Below are 12,197 nucleotides of genomic sequence, written 5' to 3'. Positions count from 1 at the left end.
AAAACAAAGCCGCCGAGGCTTATATCCCCGACGGCATTACCCGGCGCTATCGACAAACCAAATGAATCCTGCTCGCATCAAAATGCATGCGCAAGGTCTCCCCCGCCTGCGGCAACTCCTCTACAGGCACGCTCACCTTGTTGACCTTCCACTGCAGACGCGTGGGTGCATCAACACGTGGCACGTCCAACAGCACCAGCCGCTCAAAGCGCGAATCACTCACACGGGCCACGTGCAAATCGTAGCTGTTGCGGCCCCGCTCGGCACGATTGTCAACATGGAAGTAACTTGCGCGAATCCCCAGGTACGCCACGTCATCGGGAACCTCGCGTCCCACGTTAAAGGTCATGCCCCAGTCGAGGGCCTCAACTTCTTCGTCGCCGATCTTGCGCGCCCGGCTTGTGTTCTTGCAGCCCGTCAGGCGCAGCGCCGCCAGTGTCTGCGGGCGGCGAACCACATCCTCGACAGAACCGATCTCTTCAACGTGCCCGTTGTGCATCACGCAGATGCGCTGGCACAGGCGGCACGCTTCGTCGATGTCGTGGCTCACGTAGAGCACGGTGCGGTTGCACACGTCGAACAGGTCGAGCATGTTCTGCTCGAGCGCGCTCTTGAGGTAAGCATCGAGCGCGCTCATGGGCTCGTCAAACATAAAGATGCCTGGGTGCGCCGCCACCATGCGCGCGAGCGCCACGCGCTGCTGCTGGCCGCCCGAGAGGCGCGCGGGATAGCGGTCGGCGAAATCGGCTAGGCCAAAGATGCCCAGGTAACGCTCGGCAAGTTTTTTACGCGCCGCGGCGTCGCCTGCACCCTCAACGCCGGCGCACACGTTATCGGCCACCGTCATATTGGGGAACAGCTGATAGTTTTGAAACATCAGGGCGCATTTTCGCTCCTGGGGCGACAGATTGATGCCCGCCACCGAGTCAAAAAAGGTCACGCCGTTGACGACGATCTTCCCCTCGTCGGGTGTCTCCACGCCGGCAATGCAGCGCAACGTGCAGCTCTTGCCGCAACCCGAGGCACCCAGGAGCGCCACACGCTCCTCGCCGGCCTCAAGCTGCATGTCGAGCATAAAACCGGGATAGCGTTTTTTGATATCCAAAACGAGCGACATAGCTTATCGACCTCCCTGAGGTGCCGCGTCATCGCGCATAAGCTCGGCCAGCGCCTCGCGATCGATGCGCAAGGCATCGCCGCCCACCGGGTCGAGCGAATCGGTCTGACCGCCCAGCTGCATGGCCTGCTTGCGCTCCGCGCGGGAGAGGCCGCGCTCGCGATACTTTTGCGAATGCGCCGTGTACATGTTGATGAACAGGATGACCAGGAAACTGAACACGATAACGATGGCGACCCAAAAGAGGGCCACCGACGTGTTGCCGCCCATCCACTCAAAGTAGATGGCGATAGGGATGGTCTGCGTGATGCCGGCGTAGTTGCCCGCAAAGAACAGGGTACAGCCAAACTCGCCCATCGCGCGGGCAAAGGCAAGCACCGCGCCGGCGGCGATGGAGGGCCAGCCGAGCGGCATCATGAGCTTGGCAAAGATGCGACGTTCGGACCACCCCAAGGTTCGCGCGGCGTCGAGCATCTGCGTGTCGAGGCTCTCGAAAGCTCCGAGCGCCGTGCGGTAGACCAGCGGAAACGACACAACGACAGCCGAGATGACCGCCGCGGGCCAGGTAAAGACGATCGAGATGCCGTGCGCGATGAGCCATTGGCCCACCCCGGTCGAGCGGCCAAACAGCATGAGGAGCAGAAAGCCGCAGACCGTGGGCGGCAGCACCATAGGAATCGTAAAGACCGAATCGAGCAGGCCCTTGATGCGACTCGAGGTACCCATAGTCTTCCACGCGGCAAACAGGCCCAGTGCAAAGGAGATCACCAGGGCAAGGCCGCTCGTTTTTATGGACACCCAAAACGGGCGGTAGTCGATGCCGCCTAAAAAGGAAGCCAGAGAGGCCAAGGGCCCCTGCTCATCCCGCAACACGACAGACGATGCCTCTATCATTTGAGCGCTATCAAGCCAACGCGCGCCGCCCTTGGCATCACCCGAGGCCGATGCAATCACCACATAGCGATCCCCATCCGCACCGCGCTCGTCAAAGCCATAGGTATACCCGCCGGCATCAAACGTTGTTTCCGCCGTAACATACCAAGGAAGATCAACGTCCCCCAGCTGCGCACCTCCCATGCAGTTTGCGCTGTCGAGCTTACAGACGAGGGCCTTGAGACCCGATACGCATTCGTTGTCCTGCGGATCCAATCCATACTTCTCGACCACCTCGGGCGATATCCACACCACAACGCGATCGGCAGCGGGCGCCACTACAAGGTCCACGTCCTCGTCAACGGGAAACCGGTAGCCCTCAGGCTGGCCCTCCATGGCACGAGCGGTCCCCTTGGCCAACCGCTCAAAACCCTCGATCCCATAGGAAAGCCCATGAGCGGTCGCAGCAACCTGGGCCCCGTCCTCAGCGTCCCCAGCAAACGCAAATCCCGGCACCCAGCAAAGCGCGAGGGTCAAAGCACAGGCGACAAGCATGCGGAATCTTTTAAGCACGAAAAGCTCCAAGCGAATACAAGGACGGAGTGAAACACAAAACGATGGAATTATCGCGCCAAGCCGCACTACGCGGAAAGCTCAAAGCCGTACTTAGCCCAAATCTTCTGCGCTTTCTTGTTGGTCAGACAGAAGTCGATGAACGCCTTGGCCTCGTCGGCGTGCTCGGAGCTCTCGGCAACGGCACCCGGGTACACGATGGGCTTGTGCGAATCCTCGGGGCACACGAAGGCCTCCTCGATGCCGTCGTAGCGGAAGATGTCAGAGCTGTAGACAAAACCGGCCACGCAGTCGCCTGTGGACACATAGGCGGCGGCGGTACCAACTTTGTCTGCCAGTGCGACCTTGTCGGCGATCTCGGGTGCGTACTCGCCATCATCACCCTCGGTACCGGTGTAGAGGCCCACGGAAGCCAGCGCCTGGTTAGCATACTTGCCGGCGGGAACGGTCTTGGCGTCGCCGATGGCGATCTTGCCGTCCAGGTTCGCAACGTCGGCGATGGCCTCGACCTTGGTATCGGAGCCCTCGGCGCGAATGATCACAAGGTCGTTGACGAACATATCCTCACGGGTGTCGGTGTCGACGAGCTCGGCGGCTTCGGCGTCATCCATGGTGCCCTTGGAAGCGGTGATGAGCACATCGGCCGTGGCGCCGGCACGCATCTGCTCGACGAGGTCGCCGGAGGCCTTAAACTGCGTGTCGGCAAAGGTGGTGCCGGTCTGCTCGGTGTAAAGCTCCTGAACCTCGGGCAGAGCCTTCTCGAGCGAGTTGGCGGCAAAGACCTGCAGCTCGACAGCTTTCTTGGAAGATGCCTTAGCAGAACCGGCATCTGATCCGGCCGGCTCGGACGTCTTGCTGCCCGAACAGCCGGCAAGACCAAGGCCGGCAGCGGCGAAAGCAGAGAGCGAGACGAATCCGCGGCGAGAAACCATATCGAACATGTTCAACCCTTTCGAACGATACACCCGGGCACCTCGCCGCAGGCTTTATTCTGTAATTAGATTATACTTCGGTGCGAATAATGATTCTGAAAAATTATTCTCGTCTGAGAATATAGTTTCAAGTTACCGTGCACCTCGGCGTCGCTTCGGCGGAAAACAAAAGCGGAGCAGCCGTTCAGGTCGCCCCGCCGCAGGTAAACCGCTTAGTTGGTATGTCCACCGCCCGCTGTCATATGAGCCGCATGCTCCAGCTGGTCCGCAATGGCCTCCCAGCTTTCGCGGGCGGCCTTCGTAGAACCGGGAAAGTTTACGACAAGTGTATGACCTCGTTGCATGCAAATAGCGCGCGAGAGCATGGCGCGGCGCGTCTTGGTCATAGAGTACGCACGGATTGCCTCGGCAATACCCGGCACATCGCGGTCGCAAACGGCACGCGTCGCCTCGGGCGTCACGTCGCGCATCGAAAGCCCCGTGCCGCCGCAGGTGAGCACGACATTGGCGTGGCACTCATCGGCAGCTTCCACAATGGCATCACCGATCTCACTGACGTCGTCGCGCACGACCACATGTGAGGCGACCGTCCATCCCTGCGTCTCGATAAGGTCCTCGAGTGCGGCACCCGCCTCGTCCTGCGCAAGATCGCGCGTATCCGAGCACGTCACGATCGAAATCTTCAACTCCATAGCGATCCTCCTATAGCACCGTTCCCTCAGGCAAGTCGACACGCACAACGTCCACGACGTCGCCCGCCTTGAGCTCGCACGGTCCTTCGTCAGTACGCAGCAGGCAGTTGGCCCGTTGCATCGTGCCGAGCAGCGCCGAATTCTGCGTCTTGGCCTCGGTCACCAACAGCTCACCGGTCTCGGGGTCGCGCAAAACCGTGGCGCGATCGAAGAAACGGCGATGCTGTCGCTTTTTCACGCCGTGCGTGAGCGTCGCCTGCTGCACGGGACGCACGCCCTCGGCAAAGCCGCGCATCTTGCGAATCGCCGGGCGGGCAAGCATCTCAAACCCTACATACGCCGCGGCCGGATTGCCTGAAAGCCCCAGGTAGGGCTTACCCCCGAGCAGGCCAAACGTGATGGCCTTGCCCGGACGCATCGAGATGCGATCGAACAACACCTCGCCCTCGCGCCGGACGAGCGCCGTCACGTAGTCGTAATCGCCCGCCGAGGCGCCACCACTCGTAATGACAAAATCGCACTCTCGCGTGGCGCGATGCACAAGCTCGGCAATCGCCTGCTCATCATCGGGAGCGATGCCAAAGAACACCGGATCTGCCCCGGCATCGAGCGCCTCGGCCATTAACGCCGAGGAGTTGGAATCGCGAATCTGCCCGCGCGCCGGCAGCTCACTCGGCGCGACCAGTTCCGTCCCCAGCGAGATAATGCCCACGCGCGGGGCGGCATGCACCTTCACGCTCGCATACCCGGCGCTCGCCAACAAGCCGGCGCCGGCCGGGGCCACAACCTCGCCAGCACGCATCACGACGTCGCCGGCATGGGCCTCCTCGGCGGCAGAGCGAACGTTCTCCCCCACTTTAGCAGGCGCCGAAAAGCTCACATGCGAGTCCTCGTTGCCGTCGCCGTCGAGCACATCGACGATCTCGTACTTCACCACGGCATCCGCGCCCCCGGGCACCGGCGCGCCTGTCATGATGCGGACTGTCTCGCCCGCGCCGATTGCGCCCTTAAACACATGGCCCGCGGCCTCGTGTCCGATAACGTCGAGCGTCACCGGCGCCTCGCCAGATGCCTGCGCCAAGTCCGCCGAGCGCACGGCGTATCCGTCCATAGCGCTGTTGGCAAACGGCGAGATATCGATATCGGCCACCGCGTCCTCGGCCAAGGGAAGGCCGGCGGCCTGCCATACGGGAATCTCGACAACTTCCGTCATTTGCATCTGTGAAAGGACAATCGCCTGGGCGTCCTCCAGCCGCATGAGTTCCTCTGCCACATGTACCTCTTTAATCCGCGGCGCACATCACGGGCGCCGATTCATTATGTTTATCTCAGTATAATCCCCCGCTGCACGGCGGCGACATGACCCACGTTCTCGAATACATCTGTCGGCCGCAAGCCGCGAAACAGAAACAAAACCAACCTGCCGATTTGTCACGTTTGACACGTTCTATAATGCTTGCGTTGCAACCTAAAAGAGGAACGTATGGCTTTTACCGACAAACCCGAAAGCGCAAACGAAGCGCAGGATCATTCCCAACCGTTCGACGACGGCGGTCTTTTCTCCCTAAACGACGTCATCACGGCAGGCAGGCATCAACTAACCCGCTCCGAGCAGCTCTTGGCTGCAGACACGCGCCGCAATGCCCGCAACATGCTCGCAAGCGCCAAGCTGCTCGCGCTCGTAGTTATCGTCTCACTCGCCATGGGCGTTGCCGCTTGGGCGTTTTTGGCCTCGCTGAATATCGCGACCGATTATCGCGAGCACCACGCGTGGGTGTTCGCCCTGCTCCCCATCGTGGGCATGGCCACCGCGTGGGTCTACAAGAACCACGGTCTCGCCGCCAAGCGTGGCAACAACCTGGTCATTGACTCCGCCCTGGGCACACGTCTCATCCATATGCGCATGGCCGTCCTCACCTTCGTCTGCTCCACGCTCACGCACCTAACGGGCGGATCGGCCGGTCGCGAGGGAGCCGCGGTGCAGATTGGCGGCACTATCGCCAGCAACATCTCGAACCTCGCCCACCTCAAAAAGCATGACCACCACGACCTCATGCTCGCCGGCATCTCGTCGGCCTTTGGCGCCGTATTCGGCTCGCCCCTTGCCGGAGCTTTCTTTGGCATGGAGATGTGCTTTATCGGCAAGATCGACTACACCGCGGGCATCTACTGCCTGGTCGCATCGTTTACCGGCTACTTTACATCACTCGCCCTAGGTACCGAGTATGAGGCGAATGTTATCGCCAGCGTCCCCGACATGACGCCGCGGACGGTTGCCATCGTTGTTGTCAGCGCCATTATCTTTGGTCTCACCGCACGCCTCTTTGCCTGGTCGGTTCGAACCGTCAAGAGCCTGTACGGTCGCTTTATCACCAATTACCTCGTTCGCGCACTCGTGGGCGCGCTCGTGGTGCTCGCGGCCTACGCAATGCTCGACGCCTGGAAGTATGCCGGCCTTGCCACCTGGCTCTCGGGCGTCGGGTTTGCCGGTAACACGACCCTTTCCGACGCCGCCATCAAGCTCGTGGTGACGGCGCTCACCCTGGGCGCCGGCTTCCAAGGCGGCGAGGTCACGCCCCTGTTCGGCATCGGTGCGGCGCTCGGCGGATGGATCGGATGCCTCACCGGGCTCGACCCGAGCTTTGTGGCGGCCCTCGGCATGCTCGGTGTGTTCTGCGCCGGCCTCAACGTGCCCATCACCACCTGCATGATGGCCATCGACCTGTTCCATGGAACGGCCGCGGGCTTCTTTGTCATCGTTTCGTTTATTAGCTATCTCGTCGGCGGCCACCGCGGCGTATATCCCGCGCAGCGTATTGTCTCGCCTAAACGCCGTTCGCTTATTGTGGACGAGGGCCACACGGTGGCAGAGGCTATCGAGCGCCACAACGACCTGATAGAGTAGACGTTAGTATTCGCCGTGCAGCCACAATCGGGGGCAATTTGACCTGAGCGCGACCGCACCGTCACGTCATACGCCGGGAGTCGCCCCATGCACGCAACTGATTTTGGTCGCACGCTCATCATCGCCAATCCTGCCGCCCAGTCGGGCGCCGCGCACGAGGTTGCCGAGCGCCTGCAGCGCTTTTTGGATATGACCGCGCGCGCATCCCAGTTTGACCTGGTGCTGACCGAGCGCATGGGACATGCCAAGGTACTTGCCGCACAGGCCCAGGGCTACCGCACGATTATCGCCCTCGGCGGCGACGGCGTGATCCACGAGGTCGTCAATGGCTTGATGGCGCAAGAAGAGGCGGTTCGACCGGCGCTTGCCGTCCTGCCTGTAGGCTCCGGCAATGATTTTGCCCAAACGCTCGGTATCGACGATTTCTCCGGCAAAGATTTTGGCGCGCTGCTCACCTGCGAGCTGCAGCATCAGGATATCGGACGCATTCGCTCATGGAACCCCGCAAGCGGCAGCGGCGAGGCGATCGTCGAGTATTACGACCAGACGCTCTCCGTCGGTATCGATGCCGCCATCGGCCTGGGCACCACCGAGCTGCGCGAAAAGACGGGCTTGACGGGCGCTCCGCTCTACACCCTCTCGGGACTTGAGCAGTTTGGCCTGCGCTATCGCAACTACCCCATGACCATCAGCTTTGATCGCGCGCCCGCCGAGCGCGTACGCGCGATTATTATGGCCATCCAGCTTGGCCCCACGTATGGCTCGGGCTATCGCATCTGCCCCGATGCCGACCCCTGTGACGGCATGCTCGACGTCTGCTACGCTTGCGGCCCCGTCCCTCGCGCGGTTGCCTTGCCTATGTTTCTTTCGGCCAAGGACGGCCACCATACCAGGCTGCCGCCGGTTCGCATGCGCCGCTGCCGCCACGCCGAGCTCACCTTTGAGGAGCCCGACTACCCCATTCAGGCCGACGGCGAGCCCATTGTCGCCTCGCGCATCGAGGTGGACATCCTCGCAGGCGCCCTCCACGTCTGGCACCCAACCCGCTAACCCCACCTAAGTTGCGGTGAAATAGGGACTGTTTATGCAGCTAAAGCCGAAAAATAGTCCCTATTTCACCGCAACTTGTGAGGAAGCTATTCGTCGCTGCACGGCCTGCGACGGTTGGCCTTTTTAATGGCATTGAAGTGCTTGTCATTGAGCCTGCGCTGGCGAGAGCGCCGAGGCACCTTGGTCTTTACGCGTCGGCGCGGTGGACGCCCGCGACGCTCAAGCTCAGCGCGCAGCTTACGCAGGCAGCTGCTACGGTTTTGGAACTGACTGCGGCTCTCACGCGCCGTCACGATAATCCCCGAAGGGATATGTTTTATGCGTACCGCCGAGTCCGTCGTGTTCACGCCCTGTCCGCCCGGACCCGTCGCGCGAAACACCTGCACCTCGCAATCGCGCGCCAACTCCTCGACCGACATCTCGGCATAGCGCGCATACTCGCGCCATCCCATCGTGTTCTCATCCATATCAACACCTCCCCTCATACAAAAAAATGTGACAAAGGGAGATCCCCTTTGTCACATCGCATACCAATCGCTTGTGTTGCGCGCTTAGGCGAAGGTGATCTCGCCGTTCTCGCAGTCCATATCGGCGATACGGGCCAGGCTCTCAACGCGAAAGCCGCGCTCGCGGAGCTTATCGCCGCCGCCCTGGAAACCCTTCTCCACGGCAATGCCAATACCGGACACCTCAGCACCCGCAGCCTCGCAGATCTTGATAAGACCCTCGAGTGCACAGCCGTTGGCCAAAAAGTCGTCGATGATCAGGACCTTGTCGCCCTCGGACAGGAAGCGCTTGCCCACGATGACCGGGTACTCCTTTTGCTTGGTAAAGGAGTAGATGGTCGTGGCATACTGTTCGCCGTCAAGGTTGATGGACTGCGCCTTCTTGGCAAAGACCACCGGCACGCCGCCAAAATGCTGAGCCGCTATGCAGGCCATACCAATGCCCGAAGCCTCAATCGTCAGGATCTTGTTGATCTCGACATCCTTGAACAGACGGGCCCACTCAGCGCCCATGTGGTCGAACAGCTCAACGTCGCACTGGTGGTTGAGGAAGGCATCAACCTTAAGGACGTTACCGGCCTTTACGATGCCGTCACGGCGAATACGATCCTCAAGCTCCTGCATGGCGCAACCCCTTCTCGCGGCAACGATACCGCGCGATTAATAAACGTTGTTCGATAGTCTACCACGGACCGACCCCCGCCCGCCCCATAAGCCCCTGCGCACCATAAAGCCGCAAGACCAGTCGATAGGCCCGATTCATGGCAAGCCTGCCCCCACAAGTTAATGGCGGGCGCGCATCTTCACCAAACGCACCATGGCGAGCGCAAAGCCCACAGTGACCACAGCCATGAGCACGTAGAACACCGAGCGAAAGCCAAACAGGAACACATCCGGACGGCCTGTAACAAAGCTGGTCACGGCCTCGCCCATCGCCACGCTCATCTGCCCATACAGGATATTCGACGCCACCGTAATGCCGAGTGCCATGCCAGCATAGCGCGCAAGGCTACCCAGGCTGCCCGCAAAGCCAAGTGCTTCGCGCGGAGCCGAGCCCATATACAGCGAGTTATTGGGGCTCTGAAAAATCGACGTACCGCACGACATAAACGCGACGCAGCACACGATCACAGGAATAGAAGAGCGCTCGTCGAGCGTGCTTACCGCAAGGAGGCCACACACGTACACGCCCAGGCCGACCGCCGTGGGGCCCTCGCAGCCAAGACGATCCGAAACCGCACCCGAAAGCGGCCCGATAAAGGCATTCACCATCGGTAGCGCCAAAAAGAGTAGTCCGGAGATGTCGGAACCAAAGCCGTGGGCGTCCTGCAAATAGAACGGCAGGATAAACTCGGATGCGCCAATGCCAACAAACACGATGAGCATGCAGGCAAGGTTGATAGTGAAGGCCGGATTTGCAAAGCAGCGGCGAGCAGCCTCAATCAGGGACATGGGGCGCTCACCGGCCTCCGGCTTAACATGCGGCAGCGTGTAGAGCCCCACGATAAACGAGATGACGCCAATGGGCAGATTGATGAGAAAGATGCTCTCCCAGGGAAAGCTTGCCACCAGCATGCCGCCGAGCACGGGGCCACACATCATGCCGAGGGCTACGAAGGTCGCAAGAATACCCATGGCACGACCGCGCTCGCGCGCCGGAAACGACTCGGTGATGATACCCATGTTGTTGGCCATGGCCGCCGCGCAACCGACTCCCTGCACAATGCGTGCCAGAATAAGAACTTCGAGCGAGGCCGAAAGACCGCACAGCAGCGAACCGACCGAAAAGACGATGACACCCAGCTGGAATACGCCCACCTTGCCGCGCACGTCACCCAAGCGACCAAACGGCAGCATAGCCACGCACGTCGCAAGCAGGTACACCGAGCTCACCAGCTGGATGCGGTCGAGGCCCACGCCCAGCTCCTTTTGCATCACGGGCAGCGCCACGGTCACGACGGTCGAATCAAGACACACCATAAACGTCATGATGAGTACCGTAAACAGAATCGCCCATTTGTTCTTGCCATGGGTGTCGCCCTCAAGCGCAATGTGCTCACGACGCAGCTGCTCTGCGGTTTTCTCCATATCCATCCTTTCGAGTGGCGCAACGCAAAAACGGGGCCCCAATCGCCTGCAAACAGTCGCGATTGGGGTCCCGCCTACGGAATCGGAACGAAAGATCGCCGAAGCTTTCTGCCGGGATCGGCGCCTTGTGCGAACGCTAGCCTAGCACTGCTCGAGCGCCTGCTCAAGGTCGGCAATCAGATCGGCCGTGTCCTCGAGGCCGCACGACAGGCGCACCATGTCGGCGGAGATGCCGCAAGCGATAAGCTCTTCATCGTTCATCTGGCGGTGCGTAGCGTTAGCGGGATGCAGGCAGCAGGTGCGGGCGTCTGCCACATGCGTGGCGATCTGAGCGAGCTTGAGGCTCTTCATAAAGGTCTCGGCCGCCGCGCGACCACCGTTAAAGCCAAAGCTCACAACGCCGCAGGTACCGTTGGGCATGTACTTCTGAGCCATGTCATAGTACTTGTCGCCCTCCAGGCCCGGATAGCTCACGAATCGCACCTTGGGATGGCTCTGCAGGAACTTGGCAACGGCCAGACCGTTCTCGCAATGACGCGGCATGCGCACATGCAGGCTCTCGAGCGAGCTGTTCAAGAAGAACGCCGCCTGCGGGTTCTGCATGGGGCCAAGGTCGCGCATGAGCTGCGCGGTGGCCTTGGTAATGAAGGCGCCCTCGCGACCGAACTTCTCGGCATAGGTCACGCCGTGGTAGCTCTCGTCGGGCGTGGTGAGACCCGGGAACTTGTCCGCATGGGCCATCCAGTCAAACTGGCCGTGGTCGACGATCACGCCGCCCAGGTAGGCAGCATGTCCATCCATGTACTTGGTGGTGGAGTGCGTAACGATATCGGCGCCCCACTCAAAGGGACGGCACATCACGGGGGTCGGGAAGGTGTTGTCGACCATCAGCGGCACGCCGTGGCCATGCGCGGCCTTGGCAAAGCGCTCAATATCGAGTACGGCGAGGGCGGGATTGGCGATCGTCTCGCCAAAGACGAGTTTAGTGTTGGGCTCAAAGGCTGCCTCGAGCTCCTCATCGGTGCAGTCGGGGGCAACGAACGTGCAGGTCAAGCCCATACGACCCATGGTATGGGCAAGCAGGTTGTAGGTACCGCCGTAGATGGCAGAGCTCGCGACCACGTGATCGCCGGCGCCGGCAACGTTAAAGATCGCGAGGAAGTTCGCGGCCATGCCCGAGCTCGTGAGCATCGCAGCGGTGCCACCCTCCATCTCGCAGATCTTGGCGGCAACCAAATCGCACGTGGGGTTCTGCAGACGGCTGTAGAAGTAGCCCGACTCCTCCAGGTCGAACAGCTTGCCCATGTGCTCCGACGTGTCGTACTTCCACGTGGTTGACTGGTAGATAGGCACCTGGCGCGGCTCTGCATCACCCGGGCGATAACCGCCCTGAACACACGTCGTACCGATGGTCTGCTCACTCATATCTATCTCCCTTACTTGGGTTTTATTTTTGTTCGG

11 protein-coding genes are annotated in these 12,197 nt (G+C 61.0%); 2 read left to right on the top strand and 9 right to left on the bottom strand.

What is annotated here, in order from left to right:
* Window positions 1–46: 46 nt before the first annotated feature.
* The 5 genes from DW003_RS04160 to glp all read right to left on the bottom strand — a co-directional run bounded on the left by DW003_RS04160 (window position 47) and on the right by glp (window position 5,460).
* The gene (locus DW003_RS04160) at window positions 47–1,117 is read right to left on the bottom strand and encodes a sulfate/molybdate ABC transporter ATP-binding protein (RefSeq protein ID WP_118387723.1); all 1,071 of its coding nucleotides are present in this window, start codon (window positions 1,115–1,117) and stop codon (window positions 47–49) included.
* A gap of 3 nt (window positions 1,118–1,120) precedes the next feature.
* Window positions 1,121–2,563, bottom strand: a complete 1,443-nt coding sequence (gene modB / locus DW003_RS04155; RefSeq protein WP_233545498.1) for a molybdate ABC transporter permease subunit — start codon at window positions 2,561–2,563, stop codon at window positions 1,121–1,123.
* 68 nt (window positions 2,564–2,631) lie between these two features.
* A complete protein-coding gene (gene modA, locus DW003_RS04150) occupies window positions 2,632–3,504 on the bottom strand; it encodes a molybdate ABC transporter substrate-binding protein (RefSeq protein WP_118387719.1) in 873 nt (290 codons plus the stop codon).
* A gap of 203 nt (window positions 3,505–3,707) precedes the next feature.
* Entirely contained in the window at window positions 3,708–4,187 is a 480-nt protein-coding gene (locus tag DW003_RS04145; RefSeq protein WP_118387717.1) for a molybdenum cofactor biosynthesis protein B, read from the bottom strand.
* Window positions 4,188–4,197: 10 nt separating this feature from the next.
* Entirely contained in the window at window positions 4,198–5,460 is a 1,263-nt protein-coding gene (gene glp / locus DW003_RS04140; RefSeq protein WP_118387715.1) for a gephyrin-like molybdotransferase Glp, read from the bottom strand.
* 210 nt (window positions 5,461–5,670) lie between these two features.
* Here glp and DW003_RS04135 point away from each other — a divergent pair, with 210 nt between their 5' ends.
* Both DW003_RS04135 and DW003_RS04130 read left to right on the top strand, forming a co-directional pair.
* Window positions 5,671–7,092, top strand: a complete 1,422-nt coding sequence (locus DW003_RS04135) for a chloride channel protein (protein ID WP_187361894.1) — start codon at window positions 5,671–5,673, stop codon at window positions 7,090–7,092.
* Window positions 7,093–7,179: 87 nt separating this feature from the next.
* A complete protein-coding gene (locus DW003_RS04130) occupies window positions 7,180–8,142 on the top strand; it encodes a diacylglycerol kinase family protein (protein WP_118387713.1) in 963 nt (320 codons plus the stop codon).
* Window positions 8,143–8,228: 86 nt separating this feature from the next.
* Here DW003_RS04130 and DW003_RS04125 read toward each other — a convergent pair whose 3' ends face one another.
* The 4 genes from DW003_RS04125 to DW003_RS04110 all read right to left on the bottom strand — a co-directional run bounded on the left by DW003_RS04125 (window position 8,229) and on the right by DW003_RS04110 (window position 12,161).
* A complete protein-coding gene (locus tag DW003_RS04125) occupies window positions 8,229–8,609 on the bottom strand; it encodes a peptide chain release factor-like protein (protein WP_370448109.1) in 381 nt (126 codons plus the stop codon).
* Window positions 8,610–8,693: 84 nt separating this feature from the next.
* Entirely contained in the window at window positions 8,694–9,272 is a 579-nt protein-coding gene (locus DW003_RS04120; RefSeq protein ID WP_118387711.1) for a xanthine phosphoribosyltransferase, read from the bottom strand.
* A gap of 159 nt (window positions 9,273–9,431) precedes the next feature.
* Window positions 9,432–10,736 (bottom strand): MFS transporter, encoded by a 1,305-nt coding sequence (locus DW003_RS04115; RefSeq protein ID WP_118387709.1) that lies wholly within the window; start codon window positions 10,734–10,736, stop codon window positions 9,432–9,434.
* 141 nt (window positions 10,737–10,877) lie between these two features.
* Entirely contained in the window at window positions 10,878–12,161 is a 1,284-nt protein-coding gene (locus tag DW003_RS04110) for an O-acetylhomoserine aminocarboxypropyltransferase/cysteine synthase family protein (RefSeq protein WP_118387707.1), read from the bottom strand.
* Window positions 12,162–12,197 lie beyond the last annotated feature (36 nt).

This window comes from Collinsella sp. AF36-3AT (genome assembly GCF_003475205.1).
GTDB lineage: Bacteria > Actinomycetota > Coriobacteriia > Coriobacteriales > Coriobacteriaceae > Collinsella > Collinsella aerofaciens_AF.
The sequence above is the reverse complement of the archived record's forward strand: the minus strand, read 5'-3'. Positions and strand labels throughout refer to the sequence as shown.